Source organism: Streptomyces sp. NPDC058620 (assembly GCF_042717135.1).
Taxonomy (GTDB): domain Bacteria; phylum Actinomycetota; class Actinomycetes; order Streptomycetales; family Streptomycetaceae; genus Streptomyces.
The window spans coordinates 137,907-164,128 of record NZ_JBHXQO010000012.1 but is presented as its reverse complement, the minus strand read 5'-3'; the positions used below and the strand labels follow the sequence as shown (position 1 = coordinate 164,128).

General features: G+C 70.8%; 26 protein-coding genes and 1 tRNA gene. 7 read left to right on the top strand and 20 right to left on the bottom strand.

Annotated elements, in window-relative coordinates:
* The first annotated feature begins 104 nt into the window (after positions 1 to 104).
* Complete coding sequence (locus ACFWSK_RS15260) at positions 105 to 776, top strand: FadR/GntR family transcriptional regulator (RefSeq protein ID WP_383785304.1); 672 nt, start codon at positions 105 to 107, stop codon at positions 774 to 776.
* 65 nt (positions 777 to 841) lie between these two features.
* Here the strand turns inward: ACFWSK_RS15260 and ACFWSK_RS15255 are convergent, their stop codons facing one another.
* From ACFWSK_RS15255 to ACFWSK_RS15235, 5 genes are all read right to left on the bottom strand, one after another.
* The gene (locus tag ACFWSK_RS15255) at positions 842 to 1,882 is read right to left on the bottom strand and encodes an ABC transporter permease (protein WP_383785302.1); all 1,041 of its coding nucleotides are present in this window, start codon (positions 1,880 to 1,882) and stop codon (positions 842 to 844) included.
* Entirely contained in the window at positions 1,879 to 3,399 is a 1,521-nt protein-coding gene (locus ACFWSK_RS15250; RefSeq protein ID WP_383785300.1) for a sugar ABC transporter ATP-binding protein, read from the bottom strand. The genes ACFWSK_RS15255 and ACFWSK_RS15250 overlap by 4 nt, the downstream gene beginning before the upstream one ends.
* Positions 3,400 to 3,401: 2 nt before the next feature.
* Entirely contained in the window at positions 3,402 to 4,442 is a 1,041-nt protein-coding gene (locus ACFWSK_RS15245; protein ID WP_383785297.1) for a sugar ABC transporter substrate-binding protein, read from the bottom strand.
* An 88-nt stretch (positions 4,443 to 4,530) separates the two neighbouring features.
* Positions 4,531 to 5,310, bottom strand: a complete 780-nt coding sequence (locus ACFWSK_RS15240) for an SDR family NAD(P)-dependent oxidoreductase (protein WP_383785294.1) — start codon at positions 5,308 to 5,310, stop codon at positions 4,531 to 4,533.
* Entirely contained in the window at positions 5,307 to 6,635 is a 1,329-nt protein-coding gene (locus tag ACFWSK_RS15235; RefSeq protein WP_383785291.1) for an L-fuconate dehydratase, read from the bottom strand. The genes ACFWSK_RS15240 and ACFWSK_RS15235 overlap by 4 nt, the downstream gene beginning before the upstream one ends.
* Before the next feature lie 255 nt (positions 6,636 to 6,890).
* Between ACFWSK_RS15235 and ACFWSK_RS15230 the strand changes: the two genes are divergently transcribed.
* The gene (locus ACFWSK_RS15230; protein ID WP_383785288.1) at positions 6,891 to 7,991 is read left to right on the top strand and encodes a PAC2 family protein; all 1,101 of its coding nucleotides are present in this window, start codon (positions 6,891 to 6,893) and stop codon (positions 7,989 to 7,991) included.
* 89 nt (positions 7,992 to 8,080) lie between these two features.
* On the opposite strand, the gene ACFWSK_RS15225 is transcribed toward ACFWSK_RS15230, so the two are convergent.
* From ACFWSK_RS15225 to ACFWSK_RS15205, 5 genes are all read right to left on the bottom strand, one after another.
* Complete coding sequence (locus ACFWSK_RS15225) at positions 8,081 to 8,221, bottom strand: hypothetical protein (protein WP_383785284.1); 141 nt, start codon at positions 8,219 to 8,221, stop codon at positions 8,081 to 8,083.
* Positions 8,222 to 8,320: 99 nt separating this feature from the next.
* Entirely contained in the window at positions 8,321 to 9,550 is a 1,230-nt protein-coding gene (mshC, locus tag ACFWSK_RS15220) for a cysteine--1-D-myo-inosityl 2-amino-2-deoxy-alpha-D-glucopyranoside ligase (protein WP_383785281.1), read from the bottom strand.
* Between the two features lie 89 nt (positions 9,551 to 9,639).
* A complete protein-coding gene (locus ACFWSK_RS15215) occupies positions 9,640 to 10,512 on the bottom strand; it encodes an SCO1664 family protein (protein WP_383785278.1) in 873 nt (290 codons plus the stop codon).
* Positions 10,476 to 11,066 (bottom strand): DUF3090 domain-containing protein, encoded by a 591-nt coding sequence (locus ACFWSK_RS15210; protein ID WP_383785275.1) that lies wholly within the window; start codon positions 11,064 to 11,066, stop codon positions 10,476 to 10,478. The genes ACFWSK_RS15215 and ACFWSK_RS15210 overlap by 37 nt, the downstream gene beginning before the upstream one ends.
* 104 nt (positions 11,067 to 11,170) lie before the next feature.
* The gene (locus ACFWSK_RS15205) at positions 11,171 to 11,881 is read right to left on the bottom strand and encodes a histidine phosphatase family protein (RefSeq protein WP_383785273.1); all 711 of its coding nucleotides are present in this window, start codon (positions 11,879 to 11,881) and stop codon (positions 11,171 to 11,173) included.
* 63 nt (positions 11,882 to 11,944) lie between these two features.
* On the opposite strand from ACFWSK_RS15205, the gene corA reads away from it, so the two are divergent.
* A complete protein-coding gene (gene corA, locus ACFWSK_RS15200) occupies positions 11,945 to 12,937 on the top strand; it encodes a magnesium/cobalt transporter CorA (RefSeq protein ID WP_383785270.1) in 993 nt (330 codons plus the stop codon).
* 16 nt (positions 12,938 to 12,953) lie between these two features.
* Here the strand turns inward: corA and ACFWSK_RS15195 are convergent, their stop codons facing one another.
* Both ACFWSK_RS15195 and ACFWSK_RS15190 read right to left on the bottom strand, forming a co-directional pair.
* Entirely contained in the window at positions 12,954 to 13,742 is a 789-nt protein-coding gene (locus ACFWSK_RS15195; RefSeq protein WP_383785267.1) for a ferritin-like domain-containing protein, read from the bottom strand.
* A 221-nt stretch (positions 13,743 to 13,963) separates the two neighbouring features.
* Entirely contained in the window at positions 13,964 to 15,013 is a 1,050-nt protein-coding gene (locus ACFWSK_RS15190) for an LLM class F420-dependent oxidoreductase (RefSeq protein WP_383785264.1), read from the bottom strand.
* A gap of 140 nt (positions 15,014 to 15,153) precedes the next feature.
* Between ACFWSK_RS15190 and ACFWSK_RS15185 the strand changes: the two genes are divergently transcribed.
* Positions 15,154 to 16,137: an aldo/keto reductase gene (locus ACFWSK_RS15185; RefSeq protein ID WP_383785262.1), complete on the top strand. Its 984-nt coding sequence runs from the start codon at positions 15,154 to 15,156 to the stop codon at positions 16,135 to 16,137.
* Positions 16,134 to 18,440 (top strand): helix-hairpin-helix domain-containing protein, encoded by a 2,307-nt coding sequence (locus ACFWSK_RS15180; RefSeq protein WP_383785259.1) that lies wholly within the window; start codon positions 16,134 to 16,136, stop codon positions 18,438 to 18,440. The genes ACFWSK_RS15185 and ACFWSK_RS15180 overlap by 4 nt, the downstream gene beginning before the upstream one ends.
* A gap of 94 nt (positions 18,441 to 18,534) precedes the next feature.
* On the opposite strand, the gene ACFWSK_RS15175 is transcribed toward ACFWSK_RS15180, so the two are convergent.
* Positions 18,535 to 19,194: a hypothetical protein gene (locus ACFWSK_RS15175; RefSeq protein WP_383785256.1), complete on the bottom strand. Its 660-nt coding sequence runs from the start codon at positions 19,192 to 19,194 to the stop codon at positions 18,535 to 18,537.
* Positions 19,195 to 19,241: 47 nt separating this feature from the next.
* Here ACFWSK_RS15175 and ACFWSK_RS15170 point away from each other — a divergent pair, with 47 nt between their 5' ends.
* A complete protein-coding gene (locus tag ACFWSK_RS15170; protein WP_056786418.1) occupies positions 19,242 to 19,430 on the top strand; it encodes a DUF5703 family protein in 189 nt (62 codons plus the stop codon).
* 67 nt (positions 19,431 to 19,497) lie between these two features.
* Here the strand turns inward: ACFWSK_RS15170 and ACFWSK_RS15165 are convergent, their stop codons facing one another.
* From ACFWSK_RS15165 to ACFWSK_RS15155, 3 genes are all read right to left on the bottom strand, one after another.
* Positions 19,498 to 20,286 carry a chaplin gene (locus tag ACFWSK_RS15165; protein ID WP_383785253.1) on the bottom strand — a complete coding sequence of 263 codons (789 nt, stop codon included), beginning with the start codon at positions 20,284 to 20,286 and terminating at the stop codon, positions 19,498 to 19,500.
* 139 nt (positions 20,287 to 20,425) lie between these two features.
* Complete coding sequence (gene chpH / locus ACFWSK_RS15160) at positions 20,426 to 20,659, bottom strand: chaplin ChpH (protein ID WP_383785251.1); 234 nt, start codon at positions 20,657 to 20,659, stop codon at positions 20,426 to 20,428.
* A gap of 141 nt (positions 20,660 to 20,800) precedes the next feature.
* Positions 20,801 to 22,165 (bottom strand): M20/M25/M40 family metallo-hydrolase, encoded by a 1,365-nt coding sequence (locus ACFWSK_RS15155; protein ID WP_383785248.1) that lies wholly within the window; start codon positions 22,163 to 22,165, stop codon positions 20,801 to 20,803.
* Between the two features lie 144 nt (positions 22,166 to 22,309).
* On the opposite strand from ACFWSK_RS15155, the gene ACFWSK_RS15150 reads away from it, so the two are divergent.
* Positions 22,310 to 22,397, top strand: a tRNA-Leu gene (locus tag ACFWSK_RS15150).
* A gap of 88 nt (positions 22,398 to 22,485) precedes the next feature.
* Here ACFWSK_RS15150 and ACFWSK_RS15145 read toward each other — a convergent pair.
* The 4 genes from ACFWSK_RS15145 to ACFWSK_RS15130 form a co-directional block, all read right to left on the bottom strand.
* Positions 22,486 to 23,535, bottom strand: coding sequence for a rhamnogalacturonan acetylesterase (locus ACFWSK_RS15145; protein WP_383785243.1), 1,050 nt, complete (start codon positions 23,533 to 23,535; stop codon positions 22,486 to 22,488).
* Positions 23,536 to 23,691: 156 nt separating this feature from the next.
* A complete protein-coding gene (locus ACFWSK_RS15140) occupies positions 23,692 to 24,531 on the bottom strand; it encodes a pectate lyase (protein WP_383785240.1) in 840 nt (279 codons plus the stop codon).
* A gap of 125 nt (positions 24,532 to 24,656) precedes the next feature.
* Complete coding sequence (locus ACFWSK_RS15135) at positions 24,657 to 25,487, bottom strand: hypothetical protein (RefSeq protein WP_383785237.1); 831 nt, start codon at positions 25,485 to 25,487, stop codon at positions 24,657 to 24,659.
* Complete coding sequence (locus tag ACFWSK_RS15130) at positions 25,484 to 26,032, bottom strand: SigE family RNA polymerase sigma factor (protein WP_383785350.1); 549 nt, start codon at positions 26,030 to 26,032, stop codon at positions 25,484 to 25,486. The genes ACFWSK_RS15135 and ACFWSK_RS15130 overlap by 4 nt, the downstream gene beginning before the upstream one ends.
* Positions 26,033 to 26,222: the final 190 nt, after the last annotated feature.

Genomic DNA, 26,222 nt, shown 5'->3' with positions numbered 1-26,222 from the left:
GTGGCACAAGCTGTGGCAGCGGCTGCTCGATCGCGTGCGCGGACCCTCATAATGGACGAAGACATCGGATGTCTGATTCCAGTCCGAAATCCAGGAGGACCGTCATGGCTGTCACCGACGAGGCGATCGAGAAGATCAAGGAAATGATCGTCTCGGGTGCTCTGAGGCCTGGTGACCGGCTCCCCAAGGAGAGCGAACTCGCCGCGGAGCTCGGACTGTCCCGCAACTCGCTGCGGGAGGCGGTACGCGCCCTGTCGCTGATCCGCATCCTCGACGTACGGCAGGGGGACGGCACGTACGTCACCAGCCTGGACCCCCAACTGCTCCTGGAGGCCATGAGCTTCGTGGTGGACTTCCACCGCGACGACACCGTGCTGGAGTTCCTCGCGGTGCGCCGGATCCTCGAACCGGCCGCCACGGCGATGGCCGCCGGGCAGATCAGCGAGGCCCAGCTGGATCTGCTCGGCGCGCAGCTCGACGCGCTGGGCGAGAAGCCCTCGGTGGAGCAACTGGTCGCCGCCGACCTGGAGTTCCACCGCGGCATCGTGCAGTCGTCCGGCAATTCGGTGCTCTGCTCGCTGCTCGACGGGCTCTCCGGGCCGACGACGAGAGCGAGGGTCTGGCGCGGCCTGACCCAGGAGGACGCGGTCAGCCGTACCCTCCACGAGCACCGGGCGATCCTCTCCGCGCTGCGGGACAGGGACGCGGAGGCCGCGCGGGCCTGGGCGACCGTCCATGTGGCGAGCGTGGAGCAGTGGCTGCGCTCGACCCTGTGACCTGCGTACGGGGTGACCTGCGTACGGGCCGGGGGCGATGTGCCGCCCCCGGCCCGTACGGCGGCTCAGTCCTGCTTCTCGCCGCTCGCGAAGCGCGAGATGACGAGGGCGACGATGATGATCGCCCCGTTGAGGAACTGGTTCCACAGTGCGGGGACTCCGCCGAGGGTCATCACGTTGACCACCAGCTGGAGCGTCAGTACGCCGGTCAGCGCCCCGAACAGCGTGCCGCGTCCGCCCTTGAGGCTGATGCCGCCGATGACCGCGGCGGCGAACACCTGGAAGATCCAGCCGTTGCCCTGGGTGGCCGCGACCGACCCGTAGTGGCCGGTGTAGAGGATGCCCGCGAAGGCCGCCAGCAGACCGCCGAGGGCCAGCACGATCCAGGTGATCCGGTCGACCCGGATACCGGCCGCCCGCGCCGCCTCCGGGTTGCCGCCGATCGCGTACAGCGAGCGTCCGTGGCGCAGCCACGCCAGCGCCGAGCCGCCGATCGCGAACAGTGCCAGGCAGATCCAGACCGCGGCCGGGGCGCCGAGCCACTCGCTCTTGCCCAGGTAGCGGAAGGACTCCGGCACGTCGGTGATCGACTTGCCCTCGGTGATGCCGATGTGGAGGCCGCGCAGCATGGTGAGCATGCCGAGGGTGGCGATGAAGCCGTTGACCCGCAGCTTCAGGATCAGGAAGCCGTTGATCACGCCGACGAGCAGGCCGACCAGCAGGCAGAGCGGGATCGCCGACCAGGCCGGGAAGAGTTCGAGGCCCGCGAACCGGCCGCCGTCGGTGGGCAGGACCAGCCACATGGCGACGACGGGCGCGATGCCGATCGTCGACTCCAGGGACAGGTCCATCCGGCCACAGATGAGGATCAGCGCCTGGGCGAGCACGAGCAGGCTGAGCTCGGAGGACTGCTGGACGACGCTGATCAGGTTGTTGGAGGTGAGGAAGACCGGCGAGACGATGAAGCCGATCACCATCAGGACCAGGATCACCGGGACGAGCGAGAAGTCGCTCCACCGGATCAGCTGGAGCCTGCCGCGCGGGCTCCCTTCCTTCGTCCCGCTCGTGATGTCCTCGGCCGTGGCCGGCCGTATGGTCCCGGTCATTCCCTTTCCCCCACACCTTCCATGGCGGCGACGAGTTCCCCGTCGGTCCACCCGCTTGCGAACGTTGCGACGACCCGCCCGTGGAACAGGGCGAGCACCCGGTCGCAGACCCGCAGATCGTCCAGCTCGTCCGAGATGACCACTGCGGCGTTTCCTTCGTCGGCGACCCGCCGTACCACTCCGAGCAGCGAGTCCTTGGACTTGACGTCCACGCCGGCGGTGGGCCGGACCGCGACCAGCGCGCTGGGATTACGGGCCAGCGCGCGGGCGACGACCACCTTCTGCTGATTGCCGCCGGAGAGCCCGGAGACGGGCTGGTCGGGGCCCTGCGTCTTGATGTCCAGCGAGGCGATCATCGACTGGGCGAACCGGCGGGTCCTGGAGGGCAGTACGGTCCCCCACGGCCCCAGCTGGTCGGTGACCGTGAGCGTGGCGTTCTCGGCCACGCTCCGGTCGGGCACCAGGCCCTGGTCGTGCCGGTCCTCGGGGATGTACCCGATACCGGCGTCCAGGGCGTGCGGGACGCTTCCGGGCCGAACGGATTTCCCGTGCACGGAGATGGTGCCTCCGCTCGCCTTGCGCATCCCCGCCAGCGTCTCACCGAGCGCGGTGTTGCCGCTGGCCGCCGATCCGGCGAGGCCGAGCACCTCACCGGGCCGCACCTGGAGGTCCAGCGGCTCGAACTGGCCCTCAAGTGTGAGCTGTTCGGTACGAAGGACCGGGGCGGCCGACTCGTCCCGCACCCTCTCGGCCCCGGCGGCGTGCCAGGCGGAGACGCCGCCCCCCTGCTCGCCGGTCATCGCGGCCACCAGCTCCGCCTTGCCGATGCCCTCGACCGGTGCGGTCAGGACATGGCGGGCGTCGCGGTAGACGGTGACGGCGGTGCAGAGTTCGTACACCTCCTGCAGATGGTGGGAGATGAACAGGAACGCCACTCCCTGGCCCTGCAGTTCGCGCAGTTTGCCGAAGAGCCGGCCGATGCCCCGGGCGTCGAGCTGGGCGGTCGGCTCGTCGAGGATGATCAGCCGGGCACCGAAGGAGAGGGCCCGGGCGATCTCGACGAACTGCCGCTGCTCCACGGCCAGGTCCCTGGCCCGTGTGTCGGGGTCGACCTGTACCCCGTACTCGGCGAGCAACCGGGCAGCGCGCTTGCGGAGCCTGCCCCAGCTGATCCAGCGGGACCCCTCGTCGAAGCGGTTGAGGAAGAGGTTCTCGGCGACGGTCAGGTCGGGGACGACCATGGATTTCTGGTAGACGCAGGCGACCTTGGACTGCCAGGCCATGGTGTCCCCGAAAGCGGGCGCGGCCTCTCCGCCGAACCGGACCGTGCCCGCGTCCGCCTTGTGGAGTCCGGTGAGCACACTGACGAGCGTGGACTTGCCGGCGCCGTTGCGGCCGACGAGGGCGTGCGACTCACCGGGCCGCACGGTGAGCTCCACGCCGTCGAGCGCCACAGTGGGCCCGAAGCGTTTGACGATGCCTGCCGCCTGTACGGCCGGTGGAGGTGCGTGTTCCATGGCTAGCTCTTCTTCTCCAGCTGGTTGGCCCACAGCGCCGGGTCGTCGACGTTCTCCTTGGTCACCAGGGGCGCCGGCAGCTGGTCCTCCAGACCGCCCGGGATCTTGATGATCGTGGAGCCGTGGTCGGTCGGACCCTCCTTGAAGGTCTTGCCCGCGAGAGCCGCCTCGGCGTAGAACAGCGCGTACTTGGCGTAGAGGTCGGCGGGCTGGGAGATCGTCGCGTCGATCTTCCCGGCCCTGATCGCGTCGAACTCCTCGGGGATGCCGTCGTTGGAGATGATCGTGATGTGCCCGGGGGCGCCCACGGGCTTCAGGAGCTTCTTCTGCTCCAGGAGCGCGAGGGTGGGCTGGAGGAACACCCCGCCGGCCTGCATGTAGATGCCGTTGATGTCGGGGTGCGCGGCCAGCGTCGACTGGAGCTTGGCGGAGGCGACATCGCCCTTCCAGTCGGTGGCCAGCTCGAAGACCTCGATGTCGGGGAAGTCCTTGTCCATGCACGACTTGAACGCTTCGGAGCGGTCCCGGCCGTTGATCGAGGACAGGTCGCCCTGGAATTCGACGACCTTGCCCCTGCCCTTCAGCTGCTCACCGAGGTACTTGCAGGCGTTGGCGCCGTACGCCTTGTTGTCGGCCCGTACGACCATGTAGATGTCGCCCTTGTCGGGGCGGGTGTCGACGCTGATGGCCGGGATCTTCTTCTCGTTCAGCGTGTTCAGGGACTCGGCTATCGCGCCGGTGTCCTGCGGAGCCATCACCACGGCCTTGGCGCCCTGGTCGGTGAAGGTCTGGACGTTGGCGACGAGCTTGCCGATGTCGTTCTGCGAGTTGGTCAGCGGCAGCGCCTCGACCTCCCCGTCCTTGACGCCCTTCTCGACGTACTGCTGGTAGGAGTTCCAGAAGTCGCTGTCGCTGCGCGGCAGATCGATGCCGACCTTGCCACCGCCGTCGCCGCTGTCGGTGGACTCGCGGTTGCAGCCCGCGAGGGCGGTCACGGCCAGCAGTACGGCGCAGGCCGCCGCACTCGTCGTACGCACTCTCATTAGGGGTCCCGTCCTTTGTGGAGTGTGCCGGCTCGTCGTTCTGGCGGCCCGGCGTGGTGTGTGCTGCGGCTCGGCTGGGGGCGCCGGGTCAGTCGGTTGCGGGGCGCGGTCTCAGACCCTGCATGCCGCCGTCGACGGCGAGTGAGGTGCCGGTGACGGAGGCGGCGGAGGGGCCGGCCAGGTAGATGACCGCCGCCGCGACCTCGTCCGCCGACACCAGCCGTCCCAGGGGCTGGCGGGCGTTGAGGGCGGCGCGTTCGGCGGCCGGGTCGTCGGCCCGGTCGAGGAGTCTGCCGATCCACGGGGTGTCCGCCGTGCCGGGGTTGACGCAGTTGACCCGGATGCCTTCGCGGACGTGGTCGGCGGCCATGGCGAGGGTCAGGGAGAGGACCGCCCCCTTGCTCGCGCTGTAGAGGGCGCGCTGCGGCAGGCCCGCGGTGGCCGCGATCGAGCAGGTGTGGGTGATCGAGACGGCTCCGGGGCGGTCCGCCGCGGCACGGCGCAGATGCGGCAGGGCGTGGCGGGCGGTGCGGACCATGCCGAGGACGTTGATGTCCAGGACCCTCGCCCACTCCTCGTCCGTGTTGTCCTCGACGGTGCCGATGGACCCGATGCCCGCGTTGGATACGAGGGTGTGGAGGCCGCCCATCTCCGCGGCGGCCCGGTCGACCGCTTCCCGTACGGCCGCGTCGTCGGTCACATCGGCCTTCAGCGCGAGCACGCCCGCGGGCGCCCCCGCGGTCTCCCGGTCGAGCACGGCGACCGTCGCGCCGCGTTCCAGGAGCAGAGTGGCCACAGCGGCCCCGATCCCGGACGCCCCGCCCGTCACCAGGGCGGACATGCCGGCGAATTCCAGTGCACCAGTCATCGGGCGTCCTCCTCGGACGTGCGGCGGGCCTGCCAGACGGGGCCCTCGGGATAGCGGTGCGCGGCGATCGACTCAGGCAGCATCCGGGCGGAGAAGCCCGCCGCGCGCGGCGCCATGTACCGGCCGTTCTCGATCACGGTGGGCTCGGTGAAGTGCTCGTGGAGATGGTCGACGTACTCGATCACACGGTCCTCCCAGGTCCCGGAGACCGCCACGTAGTCGAACATCGAGAGGTGCTGGACCAGTTCGCAGAGCCCGACGCCTCCGGCGTGCGGGCAGACCGGGACGCCGTACTTCGCGGCGAGCAGCAGGATCGCCAGGTTCTCGTTGACGCCCGCGACCCGTGCGGCGTCGATCTGCACGAAGTCGACGGCGCCGGCCTGGAGCAGTTGCTTGAACACGACCCGGTTGGCCACGTGTTCGCCGGTGGCGACCTTGACGGGCTGTCCGGCGCGCACGGCTGCGTGGCCGAGTACGTCGTCGGGACTGGTGGGTTCCTCGATCCAGTGCGGGTCGTACGGCGCGAGGGCGTTCATCCATTCCACCGCGTCGGCCACGTCCCAGCGCTGGTTGGCGTCGACCGCGATCCGGATGCCGGGGCCGACCGCCTCACGGGCGAGCGACATCCTGCGTACGTCGTCGCCGAGATCGGCGCCGACCTTCAGTTTGATCTGGGCGAAGCCGTCCGCCACGGCCTCCTTGGACAGCCGTACCAGCTTGTCGTCCCCGTACCCCAGCCAGCCGGGTGAGGTCGTGTACGCGGGATAGCCCTGGGCGAGGAGGAGTTCCGTACGTGCGGCACGGCCCGGTTCCGCGGCCCGCAGGATGGCGAGGGCGTCCTCGGGCGTGAGCGCGTCGCTGAGGTAGCGGAAGTCGACGAGGGAGACGAGCTCCTCCGGTGTCATCCCCGCGAGGAACTGCCAGACGGGCTTGCCCGCGCCGGTCGCCGCCAGGTCCCAGGCGGCGTTGACGACCGCGCCGACCGCCATGTGCATCACGCCCTTCTCGGGCCCCAGCCAGCGCAGTTGGGAGTCGTGCGTGAGCTCCCGGTACAGCGCCCCGAGGTCGGCGGCGGTACGCGGCGCCGGGCGCCCCACCACGTACGGGCGCAGTGCCTCGATGGCGGCCGCCATGATCTCGTTGCCGCGCCCGATGGTGAAGCAGAAACCATGGCCCTCGGTACCGGTGCCGGGCCGGCCGGTGCGCAGGACGACATAGGCGGCGGAGTAGTCGGGATCGGGGTTCATGGCGTCCGAGCCGTCCAGCTGTTCCGAGGTGGGAAACCGGATGTCGTGAACCTCGAAATCCGTGACGGTCTGACTCATGTGCGCCCCCAGGGGAATAACATCGGACCTCTTGCGTGTCATCCGATGTATAGCGGCTGCCTCAGCCACAAGTCCAGGGTTCGCACGGAATTCGGGCAACACAGCTCGGATGAATCGCGCAGCTGATGCCCTGTTTCGACCATGGATGCACCTCGACCGGCAGAGTTCACCCGCGCGTGCCCGGGTACTGCGGTGGGAGGGCCCGGAAGCCGTAAGGTTGGTGCGTACACAAGGAAACTTCGGAAGGGGGTCTGGGTGATCGAGCTCGAGGGAGTACCCGAGCTGGTCGACCCGGTCATGGTGGCCGCGTTCGAGGGCTGGAACGACGCCGGTGACGCCGCCTCCACAGCTGTCGGCCATCTGGACCGGGAATGGAAGGGCGAGGTGTTCGCGGCGCTCGACGCCGAGGACTACTACGACTTCCAGGTCAACCGGCCCACGGTGTGGCTGGACGGCGGGGTGCGCAAGATCACCTGGCCCACCACCCGCCTCTCCGTGGTCCGCGTCGGCGGGGACAAGCCCCGAGATCTGGTCCTCGTCCGCGGCATCGAACCGTCGATGCGCTGGCGTTCGTTCTGCAACGAGATCCTGGGATTCGCCCATGAGTTGGGCGTCGAGATGGTCGTCATTCTCGGGGCGCTGCTCGGCGACACCCCGCACACCCGGCCGGTGCCGGTCAGCGGTGTGACGTCCGATCCGGATCTGGCCAGGACGATGGATCTGGAGGAGACCCGGTACGAGGGCCCGACGGGCATCGTCGGCATCCTCCAGGAAGCGTGCACGCATGCGGGCGTGCCCGCGGTGAGCCTGTGGGCGGCGGTGCCGCACTACGTGTCACAGCCGCCCAACCCGAAGGCGACGCTGGCGCTGCTGAATCGTCTGGAGGACCTGCTCGGACTGCGGATTCCGCTGGGTGAACTGCCCGAGGACGCCCGCGCCTGGCAGGTCGGTGTCGACCAACTGGCCGCCGAGGACAGCGAGGTCGCCGAGTACGTCCAGACGCTGGAGGAGGCCCGCGACACCGCGGAGCTGCCCGAGGCGACCGGCGAGGCCATCGCCCGGGAGTTCGAGCGTTATCTGCGGCGCCGGGACAGCGGTCCGGGCCAGGGGCCCGGCGGGCACGCGACGGAGAGCGGTGACGTCTCCTATCTGCGGGACACGTCGAGCGGCCGCACCAGACCGCCCAAGCCTGCGCGTCCGGAGACAGGGTCCGAGAGCGGTCCCGGGGCCGTACGTCCGCCGTCGCCCGGCGACGGGGACGTCGGAGCCGCCGGCACCGGCAAGCCGCCCCGGGATTCACCCGATCACCCGGACGCGGACACGTCCGGGGACGACGGGGACACCTCGGAGGACTGACCGGCCGGGCACCGACAGCAGCCGGACGAGAGGGGCGCCGGGCGGGTACACATCCCGCCCGGCGCCCCTCCTCCCGTCGGGGCGTCCGGTCAGGCGCAGCTGGAGCGCGCCTCCGCCCGGTCGCCGCGGGCACCGGTCTCGGAACCATGGGTGTCCGTGACCGTCGGACGCACATGCCGTGCACCGTCGAGGCCCACGTCGACGGCCACCGTCGCCGAGGCGGCGGGCACTGGACCACGGACACAAGGGAACCGGCCCCGGACTTCGTGAAGAAGTCCGGGGCCGGTTCGCTTGGGCACGGGTCATGCGGTGGTCACACCGCCCGGTTGTTACAGGGCCACCCCGAGCAGCGCGTCGACGGTGCGCGAGACGAGGCCGGGTGCGCCCTCGTCCGTCCCGCCGTCAGCGCTCTGCGCAGCTGCCCAGCGATCCACGGCGGCGAGGGCGGCCGGGGTGTCCAGGTCGTCGGCGAGGGCCTCGCGGACCTCTTCGACCAGGGCGTCCGCGGACAGTCCGTCGGGGCGGGACACGGCGGCGCGCCACCGGGCCAGTCGCTCGACGGCGTCGGCCAGCACCTGGTCGGTCCACTCCCAGTCGGCCCGGTAGTGGTGCGAGAGCAGGGACAGCCGGATCGCGGCCGGGTCCACGCCGTCGCGGCGCAGGGCCGAGACGAAGACCAGGTTGCCCTTGGACTTCGACATCTTGGCGCCGTTCAGGGCGACCATGCCGGCGTGCACGTACGCCTGGGCGAACGGGTGCTCGCCGGTCAGCGCCTGGGCGTGCGAGGCGCCCATCTCGTGGTGCGGGAAGACGAGGTCGGAGCCGCCTCCCTGGACGTCGAAGCCCATGCCGAGGTGGTCCAGGGCGATGGCGACGCACTCGATGTGCCAGCCGGGGCGGCCGCGTCCGAGGGTGCCGCCGTCCCAGCTGGGCTCGCCCTCACGGGCGGCCATCCACAGCATCGGGTCGAGGGGGTTCTTCTTGCCGGGGCGCTCGGGGTCGCCGCCGCGCTCGGCGGAGAGCAGACGCATCGCTTCGGCGTCCAGGTTGGAGACCTCGCCGAAGTGCGGGTCGGCCTCGACGGAGAAGTACACGTCGCCGTCGAGCTCGTAGGCGGCGCCCGCGTCCCGGAGCCGTTCGACGAGCGGGACGATGCCGGGTATCGACTCCACCGCGCCGATGTAGTGCTGCGGCGGGAGCATGCGCAGGGCGGTCATGTCCTCCCGGAAGAGGGCCGTCTCGCGCTCGGCGAGCTCGGTCCAGTCCTGACCGTCGCGTGCGGCCCGCTCCAGTAGCGGATCATCCACGTCGGTCACGTTCTGGACGTAGTGAACCTGCCGCTGGGTGTCGAGCCACACGCGCTGAACGAGGTCAAACGCGTTGTAGGTCGCCGCATGACCCATGTGGGTCGCGTCGTACGGCGTGATGCCGCAGACATAGATGCGGGCGACGGGACCGGGGTCAAGGGTGATCCGTCCGCCGGTCGCGGTGTCGTGGATCCGAAGGTCGCGGCCCTTGCCAGGCAGGGCGGGGACCTCAGAAGCGGGCCAGGCATGCATGTCATGAGCGTAACCGGACGATGCTTCCGGATACGAACCGGACCGGCACTCGTGGCCGGAGAGGCGGTCTTGACGGCGGGAGGATTGCGTCACACCGGCGGCCAGGGAATGGCCGGCCACTCCCCGCTCGGCTCCGGATGCCGCCCCGTGGCGAGCAGGTCCGCCACCCTCCCCCGCAACGCGTCCAGCTCAGCCGCGGTGATCAGCTCGCCCAGCCTGGTGGCGAGCGCCGCCCCCGGAGCCAGGTCCCCGGCCAGCCGGCCCAGCACCCCGGCGGCCTCGTCGGTCAGCGGTTCGCCCGCCCAGCCCCACAGCAGCGTGCGCAGCTTGTCGTCGGCGTTGAACGTGACCCCGTGGTCGATGCCGTACAGCCGGCCACCCGGGGCGGGCAGCAGGTGTCCGCCTTTCCGGTCACCGTTGTTGATCACCGCGTCGAGCACCGCGAGGCGTCGCAGCCGAGGATCGTCCGCGTGCACCAGAAGGGCCGTCTTCCCCTCACCGACCTCCGCGAAGCCCACGGCCTTCCAGCCGTCCCCGGGCTCCTCGTCCTCGATGAGCGCGAGCAGCGAGGCCGCGTCCCCGTCGGAGGGTCCATCGGCGGAGCCGTCCGGAGCGGCCTCGATCCAGAGCTGGCACATGCCCTCGCCGTACGGCCCGTCCCGCAGCACCGTGGGCGGCACGAGGCCCCACCCGGTCGCCTCGGAGATCTCGTACGCCGCCACCTCGCGCTGTGCGAGGGTCCCGTCGGGGAAGTCCCACAGCGGCTGCTCCCCGGCGACGGGCTTGTAGACGCAGGTCCGCTCCTCGCCCCCGTACGCGACCGTGCAGTAGAGCACCGCGTTGGACGCGCCCCTGACCTGCCCGAGGACCGTGAGCTCTCCCTCGGCGAGCAGGGTCAGCAGCTCCGTTCCGACCGGGCCGCCGGTCATGCTCCGCGACGGTATCCGTTCTGGCGCGGGCATACGTGTCCTTCCGGATCGAGCGGCAGGCTGCACAGCGGGCACGGCGGGCGGCCGGCGTTCACGACGTCCAGGGCGCGCTTGGCGAACGCACGGGCCTGCGCGCCGCTCAGCCGGACGCGGAGCATCGGCGGGCCGTTCTCCTCGTCCTGCAGGAGCCTTTCCTCGGCTTCCGCGAGGTCGTCCTCGGTATCGGCGTCCAGCTCGACGAGCGCCTGTGCCTCGACGATCATCCGCTGCTCCTCGCCGTCCCAGGCGAGGGCCATCGTGCCGACCCTGAACTCCTCCTCGACGGGCGCGTCGAGCGGAGCGGTGTCGGTGACATCCATGGGGGCCACGGCCGGCACCGGCGAATTGCCGCCGGTCCGTCTCACGACCTCGTCGAGCAGTTCGTCGATCCGTTCGGCCAGCGCGGCGACCTGAGTCTTCTCCAGGGCGACGCTGGTGACGCGCCCCCTGGAGGATGCCTGCAGGAAAAACGTACGGCGGCCAGGCAGCCCGACCGTACCGGCCACGAAACGGTCCGGGGGGTCATAGAGGAACACCTGACGGGACACGTCCTGTCTCCCTTGAGAGTTGACGGCGAATGGGGGCGGCCGGAGCCCGGAGGGATGCCCCCGGAACGGCCCCTACGGCGCGTCCACCCTACTGCGCGGAGCGATCACGGTGCCCCAGCGCCGCCCCCGACGGCCGCATCCGTCGCGTTGCCGCCCGCGGCGTCGGCTCCGATGGCCTGTTCGCGCGGGGCGAGGGAGGCGAAGTCCCCGGTGTCGCCCAGCCGGAGGAGGAAGGGCCGCAGCCGGGTGTAGCGGATCGCGGTAACCGAGCACGGATCGGCGTGGACCCGTTGGAAGAGGTCCAGGTGCATGCCGAGCGCGTCGGCGACGAGGGACTTGATGATGTCGCCGTGCGAGCACATCACGTACGTCGCGTCGTCGCCGTGCCCGGCCTCGATGCGGGCGTTCCAGTCCCGTACGGCGTCGACCGCCCTGGCCTGCATCGCCCGCATGGACTCGCCCCCGGGGAACTCGGCGGCCGAGGGGTGCTGCTGGACCACGGACATCAGCGGCTCATCGGCCAGTTCCGCCAGTTTGCGCCCCGACCACTCCCCGTAGTCGCACTCGCTGATCCGGTCCTCGACGTGGAACGGGAGGCCGGGGCGGGCGTCGAGCAGCGGCTGGAGCGTCTCGCGGCAGCGCTCCAGGGGGCTGCTGACGGCGGCGACGAGCGCGAGCGCGGCCAGCCGGCCGGGCAGCGCGGCCGCCTGCCCGGCGCCGCGTTCGTCCAGGGAGACACCAGGGGTACGGCCGGCGAGCACTCCCGCGGTGTTGGCGGTGGAGCGACCGTGGCGTACGAGGATCAGCGTGGGCATACGAGCCAGCCTAGAGGGAAGGGCAAAGGTGCGGAGTCGTCGGAGGCAAGGAAGAATGCGCGCGTGATTGTCGACAGTGCCATTTACCGGGACGGGCGCCGTACCGAAGGCCCCACCGATCTCTCCGACGCCCTGGACGAGGCACGGGCCGCCGACGCGGGGGACGCGTTCCTCTGGGTCGGGCTGCACGAGCCGACGGAGAAGGAGTTCTCCCGAGTCAGCAGCGAGTTCGGGCTGCACCCGCTGGCGGTGGAGGACGCGCTGCGCGCCCACCAGCGGCCCAAGCTCGAGGTGTACGACGATTCCCTCTTCGTCGTCATCAAGCCGGTCGTGTACGAACCGGAGAGCGACACGGTGAGCGCCGACGAGCTGATGGTCTTCATCGGTGATTCGTTCGTCGTGACGGTCAGACACGGCGAGAGCGCGCCGCTCGCGGCCGTACGCCGCCGCCTGGAGGCCGAGCCCGAGGTCCTCAGGCACGGCCCCACCGCGGTGCTGTACGCGGTCAGCGACGCGATCGTGGACCACTACATCGACGTGGGCGCCGAGCTCCAGGTCGACCTGGAGGAGCTGGAGACACAGGTGTTCGCGCCGAGCGGCACGGGTGACTCCACGAACTCCGCAGCCCGCATCTACACGTTCAAGCGCCAGGTGCTCGAATTCCGTCGGGCGACCGGTCCGCTGTCCTCCCCGATGACCCGTCTCGCGAGCGCGGGGGTGCCGTTCGTCCACGAGCACGCCCAGCCGTTCTTCCGGGACGTGAGCGACCACCTGACGCGCGTCAACGAGCAGGTGGAGGGACTTGACCGGCTGTTGTCGGACATCCTTTCGGCTCATCTGGCGCAGATGGGGGTGCGCCAGAACGACGACATGCGGAAGATCTCCGCGTGGGCCGCCATGGCCGCCGTCCCGACCATGGTGGCGGGCGTCTACGGCATGAACTTCGACCACATGCCGGAACTCCACTGGCCGTGGACCTATCCGGCGGTGATCGCGCTGATGGGCTTCGCGGTGTTCGGGCTGCACCGTCAGTTCAAACGCCGCGGCTGGCTCTGACCGCCCTCCGCGCGGCTCAGGCGAACTCGGGCTCGGCCGGGGCGGCGCCGCCCAGCGCGTCCCGCCGGGCGGGCGGTTCCAGGGTCACCATGCGGCGCCAGCCGATCAGCCGCTCGTACGCGTACACGGCGTGGATGCCCGCGGCCAGCAGCGCCGACTTGGCCCGGGACCAGTGCAGAATCGCCCCCATGTCCGCCATCACGGCGAGACTGACGTCCCGGTAGACCCGGATCTCGGCGTGGGCGCTCTCCCGCAGGATGCGCTGGATCAGGCGGCCGTGACCGGCGCGGGCGAAGCGGAGCAGCTCCTCATGGCAGTACGCGAGGTGGTTGTCCTCGTCGTTCGAGATCATCTTCACCGCGCGGCCGAGCTCGGGGTGGTCGGCGAAGTGCTTGAGCAGCAGGCGCATCTGCTCGGAGGCGCGCTGCTCGGTCACCCTGCTGTGTGCCAGGTAGGTGATGACGTCCTGCTCCGACAGCGGTTCGTCGCGCTTGAGCTGTTCGTGGGCGAGCCCGATGCCCTGCCGCTCCAGAAGCATCGTGTAGTCGGTTCCGGCCGGGACGTCCACAGGGCTCAGTCCGCGCTTCTTCAGGAGCGCGTTGAAGATCCTGCCGTGTTTGTCCTCGTCGGCGCCGTGCCGGACGATCCTGGGGGCCAGATCCCGTTGGCTCGCGGGCACGAGCGCCGCGATACGGCCGTTCTCCCAGCCGCCCTGGGCCTCGCCGCTGGCAGCGATGGAGCAGAAGAGCCGGAACGAAGCGTCGTCGTCGAGAATCTCCTGGAACAGGCTTTGTGCCGAGAGCATCACTGCCACCTCCGTACCGATGTCCGCAGAGACAGAGTCAAATGCGGTACGGGTGAGTAGGCAACACGAGCGCCGCCGTCCGGACGAGAGGCGTCCGGCGCGTAACCGAGGAGCCCGGGGCGCGTTGTTCCGGGTACGGCCGTGGCGGGGAAGACCCCCCGAGCCCCCACCACGGCCGTAGTGCCGCCCCTGGACCCTCCGGGCAGCACCGGCACCGTCACCTACGCGAGGCCGGCGCGCTCCAGGGCGTCCGTACCGGCCCGCAGGGCCGTGATCCGCTCGTCGAGCGTGAAGCCCGCGGGGGCGAGGGTCAGTGTGGTGACACCGGCGGCCGCGTACGCCTGCATCCGCTCGGCGATCCGCTCCACCGGGCCGAGCAGTGCGGTCTGGTCGATGAGCTGGTGCGGTACGGCGGCGGCGGCGCCGCTCTTGTCGCCCGACAGGTACCTGTCCTGGATCTCGGCGGCTTCCTTCTCGTACCCCATGCGCTGGGCCAGCTGGTTGTAGAAGTTCTGCTTGCGGCTGCCCATGCCACCGACGTACAGCGCGGTGTACGGCCGGAACATGTCGGCGAGACCGTTGACGTCGTCGCCGACGGCGAGCGGCAGCGTCGGGCAGACGTCGAAGCCCTCCATGGTCTTCCCGGCCTTCTCACGCCCCGCCCGCAGGTACTTCACGGCCGTGTCCTCGAGGTGTTCGGCGGACGGGAAGATCAGCAGCGCGCCGTCCGCGATCTCGCCGGTCTGCTCCAGGTTCTTCGGGCCGATGGCGGCGATGTAGAGCGGGATGTGCTCGCGCTCGGGGTGCACGGTGAGCTTGATGGGCTTGCCCGGACCGTCGGGCAACGGCAGCGTCCAGTGCTCCCCCTCGTACGAGAGGCGCTCGCGCGACATGGCCCTGCGGACGATCTCGACGTACTCACGGGTGCGGGCCAGCGGCTTGTCGAACTTGACGCCGTACCAGCCCTCGGAGACCTGCGGGCCGGAGACTCCGAGGCCGAGCCTGAACCTGCCGCCGGAGAGCGAGTCGAGGGTGGCCGCGGTCATCGCGGTCATCGCGGGCTGCCTGGCCGGGATCTGCATGATCGCGGAGCCGACGTCGATGGACTCGGTCTGGGCGGCGACCCAGGTCAGCACGGTGGGGGCGTCGGAGCCGTACGCCTCGGCCGCCCAGCAGACGTCGTAGCCGAGCCGGTCGGCCTCCTGGGCGACGGCGAGGTTGTCGCCGTCCATGCCCGCTCCCCAGTAACCGAGATTGATACCGAGCCGCATAAACCGCTCCCATACTGATCAGTAACGTCCCTGTGGTCCGGACTCTAGCGCGCGGACACTCGATCCGGCAGGGCTCCGCCGCCGTCACGTTGTCCACAGGCTTCCACCCCATGGGGTGATGGCCAGTAATCTCAGCGCCCATGGAGCACAGGCATCTCGGCCGTACCGGCCTTCGCGTGTCACGGATCGGGCTCGGCACTCTCACCTGGGGCCGGGACACCGACGAGCACGACGCCGCCGACCAGCTCAAGGTCTTCTGGGACGAGGGCGGGACGCTGGTCGACACGGCCGATGTGTACGGCGGCGGGGAGGCCGAATACCTGCTCGGGCGGTTCGTCGACAGTCTGGTGCCGCGGCAGGATCTCGTCATCGCGACGAAGGCCGGCAGCGTGCCCGATCCGTACCGCCGCTTCGACGGATCGCGCGGCCATCTGCTCGCCGCGCTCGACGCCTCGCTCGACCGGCTCGGCACGGACTACGTCGACCTGTGGCAGATCCACGCCTTCGATCCGGTGACCCCCCTCGAAGAGACGCTTCAGGCCGTGGACCTCGCGGTGTCCTCCGGACGCGTCCGCTATGCGGGTGTGTCGAACTTCTGCGGCTGGCAGCTCGCCAAGGCGGCCACCTGGCAGCTCGCGACGCCGGGCGTGCGCAGCAGGCTGGCGAGTACGCAGATGGAGTACTCACTGCTGCAGCGTGGCGTCGAGCGGGAGGTACTGCCGGCCGCGCTCGACCTGGGGGTGGGGCTGCTGCCCTCCTCCCCGCTGGGCCGTGGCGTGCTGACGGGGAAGTACCGGCTGGGCACGCCCGCCGGCTCGCGGGCCGCCTCCGAACACCTGGCCCCCTTCGTCGAGCCCTATCTCGACGACGCGGCGAGCCGCATCGTGGACGCGGTGGTCACGGCTGCCGAGGGCCTCTCCACGACCGCCCTTCATGTGGCGCTCGCCTGGGTCCGGGACCGCCCCGGGGTGGTGGCCCCGATCATCGGCGCGCGCAACGCGCAGCAGCTCACGGAGGCTTTGTCAGTGGAGGCGCTTAGTCTTCCTGACGAGATCTGCCAGGCGCTCGACGATGTGTCGGCGCCCGTGCACCGCTATCCCGACCAGGACTGGAGCACGCTGTGACTGCGCTTCCCCGGGGGGAAACCCCAGGCCCCTCGGCCGAAGACACCGAGGACGGCGACCTCGCCGCCGCCGACACCTCGGCCGACGAGGTCTCCACCGACGTCTCCACGGACGACGTCTCCTCCACCGATGCCGCCGACGCGGACGATGCCACGGCCGACGGGGACACCAAGAGCACCGACGAGGCCGGTGAAGCCGACGAGGCGGGTGAAGCCAGTGCCGGTGCCGAAGGAGCCGGTGAGGCGGCCGCGCTCTCCGAGGCCGAGGCCGAGCTCGCCGCCCAGCGCGAACTGCACGAGCGCATCGAGAAGCGCAAGGCCGAGAAGGAAGGCCCCATCCCGGCGGGTACGAAGCTGAGCGGCACCGCGGCGGATCTCCTGGCCGCCGTACGGGCCGTCGAGAGCGGCGAGAAGACCGGCGCGGCGTTCTACGACTCCCCCGCATCGCCCCCCGCACCCCGTCGCGCCGTCCCCTCGGCCGCCCCCGCGCCCGCGCGCCCCCGGATGCCCGAGACGTCCCGCGCCGCACAGGGCGTGTCACCCGAGGCAACGGCGGCGGCGCAGGTGGTGCTCGCCGAGGGCGGAGCGCCCGAGACCCTGGCGCGCCCGGCGGCCGAGACCCTCGGTGAACAGGCCGCTGACGCCCTGCGCGCAGACCCCTGGCAGCTACTGGCCGTACCCGGAGTACGCCCCGAGCAGGCCGACGGATTCGCCCGCGCCCTGCTGGGCGCCGAGTGCGGACCGGACGACGAGCGTCGCACCGCGGCGCTCGTCGGCTGGCTGCTGGAGCGGGCAGCGCTCCAGGGCCACACCGCGCTGGACGCGTCGGCGGTACGCGCGGCGCTGGCCGAACGCGCGGTGACCGATCCGGACGCGGCCGTGGAACACGCCGTCGCCGAGGGTGTCGTCCTGGTCTTCCAGGACGGTCTGGACCCCACCGCGTCCGCCGGCCCGGACCAGCACGACGAACAGGACGAACAGGACGGCGAGACTGCCGCGGAAGAGGGCGGTGACGAGCAGCAGCCGGTGCAGGTGCTGCTGGGGCTCGACCGTTACGCCCTGGCCGAGGAGAGCCTCGCCGATGGCCTGGCGCGGCTGCTGAACGCCTGCGAGAAGGGTGCCGACTGGTCGCAGGCCGCGTCGGCCGCCCCGTCGCCCTCGGCCGCCGAACTCATCCGTGCGGTCGCCACCGGCGGCCTGGTCGTCCACTCGGGCGGCGAGGCGGCGCGGGCCGAACCCGCGGCGCTGATCGCGGCGGCGAACGGCCTGGGTCTCCGGGCGGTCGGAGCCACCCACAGCGTGGACGGCCGGCACCGGCTCGCCACGGCGGTGGGCGACCCCCTGCCGGCCGTCACGCTCTCGGGGCTGCTGTCCGGCACGGAGGGCCCCGGCCGGGACGCGGAGGGCGCGCTGGCGCTCGATCTCCTGGTCGTGCTCGATGCCCCGCAGCTCGACGTGGAGACCGCCGCGATCCTGGTGGAGTCCCTCGCCGACGGCGCCCGGCTGGTACTGAGCGGCGACCCCGGAGTGCTGGGTTCCGCCGGTGCGGGGCGGGTGTTCGCCGATGTGCTGGCCTCCCGGGCGTGCCCGCAGGTGGTGTCCCGCACCCCCGACCCCGGTCCGATCGGCGAGCTGGTCTCCGGTATCGGCATCGGGGAACTGAGCCAGGTCGAGGCGCCCGGCAAGGAAGTGGTGATCGTTCCCGTGCGCGACGCGGGCGAGGCGGTCCACCGCACCGTGCAGCTGGTCGCCGATTCCGTGCCCCGCGCCATCGGCGTGCCCTCGGCCGACACCCAGGTGATCACCGTGGGCCACGGCGGCTCGGCGGGCACAAGAGCGCTGAACACGGCACTCAAGCAGCGGCTCAACCCGGGCCCCGGCCGGTTCGGCGGCTTCGACCCGGGCGACCGCGTCGTCCACGTCCCCGCACCCGGCCGTGCCGTACCCGGATCGGTCGTCTCGGCCGACGCCGACGGCCTTCATCTGGACTGTGCGGGCACCCCCGTCGTCGTACCCCAGGACCGGGTCGAGGCGTCCGTACGGCACAGCTGGGCGCTCAGCGCCCACCAGGCGGCCGGTATGCGCTGGCCCGCGGTGGTCGTGGTCCTGCCCGGCGACGCCGCACAGGGGCTGAGCAGGCCATGGGTGTACACGGCCTTCAGCCGCGGTGAGCGCCACCTGTCCGTCGTGCACGGTGTGGACCAGGCCCTCCCGCGCGCGGTGGCCGAGGTCCCCGCCCAGGAGCGCACGACCCGGCTGCGGCCCCTCCTGGAGGCGCTGCCGACCCCGGACGCCGCGTCCTAGCCGGTGGAACCCCGGGCCCCGGTCCGGACATGCCTGTGGCCCCGGTGCGTCGCACCGGGGCCACAGGCGTCGCTCACGCCGCGCAGGGCTACGGTCAGGAGCTGTCGGCCGTCAGGTCCTCCAGGTCCTCGTCCATCTCGTCCTCGTCGAAGACGGCACTGACGTCGAACCGGCAGACCACCAGCTGCGGGTCGGCCTGGTCGAAGGGGGCGCCCAGCCACTCCCCCGGATCCGGAAGCTCGTCGGCGGCGGCGACCCAGAGCGTGGAGTCACCCTCCTCCAGGCCGAACTCCTTGTGCCGCGAAGCGATCTCGTCCGCCTCGTACTCCCCGAAGATCACACCCAGCGCGGCGTGGACGCTCGAACCGACCACCGCGGAGACCTCGGTGCCGCGCTCATCCGGGTCGAGGTCGGCGAGCCGCTGCGCCTGGGCGAGCAGCCTCGGCGGGTCCACCACGGCGTAGTCCCGCCGGATCAGCACACTCAGCGCATGGGGCTCCTCCGGACCCGCGTACGGCGGCAACGAGTCGTCCGCACCGGGAATCTCGAAAGGGGTGACCTCGTCGTGACGGTCGTAGAGCAGCTCGTCGTAGACCTCGGCCGCAGCGGCCAGTGCGTTGAACGCTTCGTAGACGGCGGGATCGTCGTCCCCGGTACGGCGTTCGACCGCGTCGAGGTGACGGTCGAGCGCGGCTTTGACCGCTTCGGCGGCGGCACGTACCTCGGCAGCGGTGGGCTGCGCAGCATCAGACATAGTGCAGACGCTATCCGTACACGGGCTCTGCCCGCACAATAGATGCGATGCCGGAATACGAATTTGTCGACGTGTACGTGCCGCGCGGGGTGTCCCGCAAGGAAGCGACCCGACTACTCACCGACCATGCCGAGTACGGACACTGGGAGTTGGACCGACTGACGCTGCGCCGCGACGGCAGCCGCAGAGTGCGGTTGCGGCGGCGGATCATCCGCCAGCTCCGGGCCACCTGGTGAAGGGAGCGGGCCGCGCGATCGCTCGGCCCGCTCCCTTCCACGCTCGTACGCCGGTGCCTTTGTGCCGTTACGCGGCGCTGCGGGAGCGCCGGTAGAGCACCGTGCCCGCACCCGCGAGCAGCAGGCCCGCGCCGGCCGGGATCAGCAGGTCGAGCCCGCCCGCCCCGGTCTGCGCGAGCTGCTCCTCCGGGAGGTGCTGGGGCTCCGGGGCGTTCGGCTCGGAGGGCCCGTACACCGGCGGGTGGACCGGGTCGGCCGGCTTGCCCGGAGTGCCGGGCGTCTCCGGGTGCTCGGTCGGCGGGCTCACCTCCACGTCGTTGGCGCAGTCGTTGCCGAAGACCGGGTTGAGCAGTCCACCGATGGTGACGCTGTTGCCGCAGACGTTCACGGGGATGTCGATCGGGACCGCGATGTGGTTGCCGGAGCCGATGCCCGGCGAGCCCGTGGCCTCCCCCTCGGCCGTGGCCGCGGGGGCACGGTGCCGGCCGGTCCCCGGGGCGCTCGACCCGTTCTCCTGCCCCCCACCGGCGGTGGCGCCGTCCGCGGGGCGGCCGCCGGAGCTGTCGCCACCAGGGGCACTGTCGTACGGTCCGGCGTTCCGCCCCGTGTCCGCCGATCCGTTTCCGCAGTCGTTTCCGGCTGCCGGGTTGAGCAGTCCGCCGACGCTGACGGAGTTGCCGCACACATTGACCGGTACGTCGATGGGGATCTGGACGGAATTCCCTGACAGCACCCCCGGGGAATTCGACGCGGAGCCGGCCGCTCCCGCGTCGGCGTGCGCGTAACCGCCACTCAGCGCGAGCACTCCGCCCGCCGCTGCCATGGTGATCAGGCCCTTACGTGTGACCTGTCGCATAGGTTCGTTCCCTGCCTTCTGCCTACCAAAATGCCCCCGGACGCGACCGTGCGAGGGCCGAATGCCCAACGGCCCCGGAGTGCATGGCGCGCACTCCAGGGCCGATCGAGCTCAAACCCTCACGGGTTGACGATCAACGTCACGCGTTGACGCAGGTGTTGCCGAAGGCGGGGTTCAGCAGCCCGATCACGGAGACGGTGTTTCCACACACGTTCACCGGGACGTGGACGGGGATCTGCACGACGTTGCCCGAGAGCACGCCGGGGCTGCCGATGGCAGCACCCTGGGCGCCCGAGTCAGCCGTGGCCATACCCGCACCCGCGAGCACGAGACCACCGGTAGCGGCCGCAATGGCGGCAACCTTCTTGATCATTATTCCTCCTAGTTGGCAATGCGGTCCCAGCCGCGGACCGCATCACTTGTAACGAGGAGGGGGTGAGGGGGCTACGAGCGCCTACTCGCTTTCACTCTTTCTGGTTATGTACGCACACCCGGGCGAATACCCCGTCAGGCTTCAGGAGTTGTCGATGAAGCGGTCGAGCACGCGCACACCGAACTTCAGCCCGTCGACCGGCACGCGCTCGTCCACCCCGTGGAACATGCCGGCGAAGTCGAGCTCGGGCGGCAGCTTCAGCGGAGCGAACCCGAAGCCGCGGATGCCCAGGTCGTCGAAGGACTTCGCGTCGGTGCCGGCCGAGAGCATGTACGGCACGGCGCGCGCGATCGGGTCCTCGGCCACCAGCGCCGTCTGCATCGCGTCGACGAGGGCCCCGTCGAACGTGGTCTCCAGCGCCTTGTCCGCGTGCACGTCCTCGCGCTTCACACGGGGGCCGAGAATCCGGTCCAGGTCGGCCAGGAACTCCTCCTCGTAACCCGGCAGGTACCGTCCGTCGACGTGGGCGGTCGCCTGTCCCGGAATGACGTTGACCTTGTAGCCCGCACCGAGCTGCGTCGGGTTGGCGGTGTTCTGGAGCGACGCGCCGATCAGCTTGGAGATGCCGCCCAGCTTGGCGAGCGTCTCGTCCATGTTCTCGGGGTCCAGCTCGGTGCCAAGGGCGTCCGAGAGCTCGTCCAGGAAGTGCCGCAGGGTCTTGGTCACCCGCACGGGGAACTTGTGCCGGCCGAGGCGCCCGACGGCCTCGCTCAGCTCCGTGATGGCGTTGTCCTTGTGGATCATCGAACCGTGACCGGCGGTGCCGTCCACGGTCAGCTTCATCCAGTGCATGCCCTTCTGGGCCGTCTCCACGAGGTAGAGCCGCAGGTTCTCGTTGACCGTGAAGGAGAACCCGCCGACCTCGCTGATCGCCTCGGTGACGCCCTCGAACAGTCCGGGGTGCTTGTCGACGAGATACCGGGCGCCGTAGGTGCCGCCCGCCTCCTCGTCCGCGAGGAAGGCCAGCACGATGTCGCGCGGCGGCTTGCGGCCACTGCGCATGCGGTCACGGACGACCGCGAGGGTCATGGCGTCCATGTCCTTCATGTCGACAGCGCCGCGGCCCCATACGCAGCCGTCGGCGATCTCGCCGGAGAACGGGTCGTGCGTCCAGTCGGCCGCGTTGGCCGGAACCACATCGGTGTGCCCGTGGATGAGCAGCGCCGGCCGTGACCGGTCCTCGCCCTCGATCCGGGCCACGGTGGAGGCGCGGCCCTTGTGGGATTCGAAGATCTGCGGTTCGAGCCCGACCTCGGCGAGCTTCTCCGCGACGTACTCGGCGGCGAGCCGCTCCCCCGGTCCCGAGTGGTCGCCGTAGTTGCTGGTGTCGATCCGGATCAGGTCACGGCAGAGGTCCACGACCTCGTCCTCGCCGGAGACGGTCCGCGCCGTGTTGGTCTCGCTCACGCTGCTTCCTTCCACTGTCGCTGTGGTGCTCCCCCTCATCCTCCCGCGCCCGCGCCGTGCGCCCAAGGGCGCCCGCCCCCTGTCATCCACGCTTCACACCGCCCCTGGCGTGATCGAGCACCCCCGAATGTTTGCTATGGTTTTCCACGTCGGAACGGGCCGGGCCCGCGAGACAGACACCTTGTCCGGGTGGCGGAATGGCAGACGCGCTAGCTTGAGGTGCTAGTGCCCTTTATCGGGCGTGGGGGTTCAAGTCCCCCCTCGGACACCAGCAGGGACGAATTACCGGTTGAGCCTTCGGGCTCACCGGTAATTCGTCGTTCACGGGGCCTATCGGCCCGCACCCGGCCCCGGGTACATCAGCGGACCGCACGCCGGGCCACGAGGCCCTGGGCGCGGAGTTCCCCCAGGACGAGTGCGGCGTATTCGGTGGCCCCTCGCGTGGAGGTGTGGGTGTTGTCGCGCCGCTCGTTGTAGAGATAAAGGGCTTTGGAGCCCTCCGGGCCGAGTTCCTCCACCCGCGCCCTGGTCAGAGCGGTGAGGTCGACGAGCGGGGTGCGGTGCTCGGTGGCGAGCGCGCGCATCTCGGCGGGCAGGTCCACTCCCAGGCCGTTGACGAGGAGCGCGGTGCCGTTGTCGAGGGTGCCGTCGGCGTTGAACCAGCGGCGGACGACCGGCGTGACGAGGACGGGCTCCCCGCCCTGCGCCCGTACACCCTCGATCATCGCGGTGAGGTTGGCGCGGTAGGTCTCACGGCCGGTCTGCTTGTCGTTGTGGGCGAGCTGGATCAGGACGAGGTCACCGTGGTTGATCCGGGACCGCAGGGCGGGGAAGAGCACCGGGTTGTCCAGGAAGGACTGCGAACCCTCCCCCGAGTCGGCGTGGTTGGCGACGGTCAGCCGGTCGGTGAGGTACTGGGGAAGCTGTTGTCCCCAGCCGGAGTAGGGGTCGCCGGGCTGGTCACAGACGGTGGAGTCGCCTGCGAGGAGGATCTGTGGCGTACGGACCGGAGTGACGCGGAGTGCGGCGAGCTGCGGGGCCGTGCCGCCGAAGGTGAGGTCGAGCCCTGGGGTCCCGGTGGCTCCGGTCGGCTCGCCCTCCGGGTCGCGCACATCCACGGTGAAGCTGCGGTGCACGGTGCGGCCGGCGGCGGTCGGGGTCTCGGCCAGCATGGTTCTGCGCGTCTCGGCGGTGACGCCCGTGGAACCGGCCTGCGCGCCACCGCCGAGGAGCGCCGAGACGCGGTAGGCGCCGGGGGCGACGTCGAAGTGACAGACGAACGGCCCGGCGCCTGTGCAGTGCCCGAGACCTGTCGGGTCGCCCCCGGCCCATGCGGGGGCGGCGGTCAGGCCGGTCAGAGCGGCGGCCGTGGTGCAGGCGGCCAACAGGACGGTAGCGGCGCGGCGCATGGGACTCCTCGAAAGTCATTGAATGGATTCAGTCGCTGGACCGTACACCGCACGAGGGGCGGGTAAGCGCTATCTACAGGAGACGCACGCTTTCGGCACGCACGGGAGCGCCCCCGCCGGGCCGGGCCGGCGGAGGCGCGCGCGTGGGCTGTGCGGTTACTGGTAGCTGATGTCCGCGGCAGTGAAGCGGCAGTACGTGCCGTCGGGGCCCGTGCCCGTCTTCGGCGGCTCGGCACCCGTGTTGTTGCCGGTGAACCGGTCACAGGTGGCGATCTTCTTGCCGCTGTCCCCGTGGATACGGATGTTGCGCAGCGCCGCGGTGTCACCGTAGTTGGTGTTGATTCCGACGATCGACTTGCCGGGGGCGGTGATGTCGACGTCGTTCACGATGATCGTCCGCTTGTACTGCGTGGAGCAGTTGCCGCAGGAACGGACCAGCTTGCCGAAGTCGGACACCTGGAACTTGGTGACGACGAGCTTCCCGGCCCCGTTGAACTGGAAGACCTTGTCGGACGCCTTCCTGGCGCCGCCGCCGTACACCGTGTACACGGAGTCTGCGGACTTGCCCTTGAAGGTCGCGGCGTCCTCGCCGACGTCCTCCCACCAGACGTTCTGCAGCGTGCAACTGCCCGCGCAGTGGATGCCGTCCGCGGCCGGGGAGCCGAGGACGACGTTCTTCAGGACGGCACCGTCCTTCAGTATGAACAGGGGGTCCTGGCCCTCGTTCTGGCCGTCGCCGCCCAGCTCTCCGCTGCCGTGGAAGCGCTTGAGGCCGCCGTCGTACGTGCCGGACACCTCGATCGTGGCGGGAACCGCCTGCTGGCCCTTGGGGGTCGGCCAGGCAGCGGCGGCGCCGGCCGGTGACAGCATGACGTTGGTGGCGATGGCGGCCCCGGTGAGTCCGACCGCGGCGGTCAGCGCGCCAATGGCGCGGCGCCGCGTCAGGCGCCGCTTGCGCCCCTTGCGCAGTTCGGATCGTCGGCTCAGTTGACTCATGTGTTCCATTCCTCGGGTGTGGGGGTGACCTCTCACTGCCTGGTCGCCGCCGCCCGGCGCGGGGTTGCCGCGCGATCGGAATTTCCTGACGGGCCTTCCCGTCGGCCCCGCTCCGCCGCCCGGCCTCAGTCGGAGGTGGGCGCGAAGTCGCCCCGAACCTCGTCCCGTTCCCCAGGAGGGCCCGTCGTGCCGGCCTCGACCGTGTACACGTCGTCGCCCGCGTCACGCCCGCCCTCGGGGTGGTTGTACTGACCCGCGAAGACGTGGGTGCCGACCGGGACGGTCCGTCCCGCGCGGAGGGACCAGCGGTAGACGAGGAAGCCGTCGTCCTCGTCCACCGCGACCTCGAAGTCCTCGGCGGGCAGCGAGAGCCAGTGGCCGGTTTCGGCGGCCTCGGCGCTCCGCGCGATGCGCAGTTCGACGGTGAGCGCGGTCAGCGGCTTCTTCGCCTTGATGGTGACGTTGCTCTGCGCCCAGTAAGCGCGGCTGCCCGGGTCGATCGAGCCGTCCGCCCACAGCAGGTCCGCGGCGGACGGGCTCCGGCTCTGCGAGGGCTCGCTCTTCGGCGGCGCTGACGAGCGCCGCGCTTGCGGAGTCGCGGTCGGCCGCGGGGCGGACGGGGTGGGCGATGCGGACGTCCGGAGCGGCTCGGGGGCCGCCGGCGGGGTTGTCGGTGTGGCCACGGGGGCGGAGGTCGTCGCCACGCTCTGCGGGGGCGGGTCCTCGTCGCTCACGGAGGAGGCGACGGCGTACCCGCCGACGGCGAAGACGCCTGCCACGGAGGCGGTCGCGCTCACGACGCGCAGCCAGGACATCGCCGGCCGGGGGGCCCGGTGCGCCGCCGCGGCCTCGTGCCCGCCCATGCCCCGTTCCACACGGGCGCGCATGCGCTCCCGGTCGGGCGTGTGCGTGTGGGCCGCGCCGCGCAGCCGGCGGCGCAGGTCGTCGTCCTTCATGCTGTCCTCCCTCCCGGGGCGGCGGCCGGTACTCGTCGCACTTCGGTGAGCGGGGTCAACTGCCTTTGCAGTTCGGCCATTCCCTTCGACGTCTGGCTCTTCACCGTACCCACCGAGATCCCGAGGGCGAGGGCCGTGTCCTTCTCGGAGAGATCGAAGGCGTGCCGCAGCACCACGCAGGCGCGCTTGCGGAACGGCAGTCTGCTCAGCGCCTCCTGGACGTCGATCACGGCGGGTACGTCCGGGCCGTCCGTCACCTCGTTCTGGCCCGACCAGAACAGCGTGATCCTCCTGCGCTCGCGCACCGCGCCGCGGATGCGGCTGCGTGCCATGTTGGCCACCACTCCACGGGCGTACGCGACGGGGTACTCGGCGGCGCGCATCCGGTCCCAGCGCCGCCAGAGCGCGAGCAGGGCGTCCGCCGCCAGGTCGTCAGCGCCGGCGGGGTCGCCGGTCAGCAGGTGGGCGAGGCGCGAGAGTTCGGCGAAGTGTGCCTCGAAGAAGGCATCGAACTCCCTGGTCGTGTCATCCACGGCCGCACACATGGGCACCTCGCTCACAGACCCGAACATGCGCTGTTCGCAATTTCGTACATCATCTGGAATGCCGAACGATAGAGGCGTGTACACGAGGCGTCAAACGGCCGACGCAGGCCACGCCTTCCGCCGGACGCGGACTCACGGATGCGGCAACCTTCCGGGGGCCGGCGGCGACCAGGAGACGTATCCGTCCCCC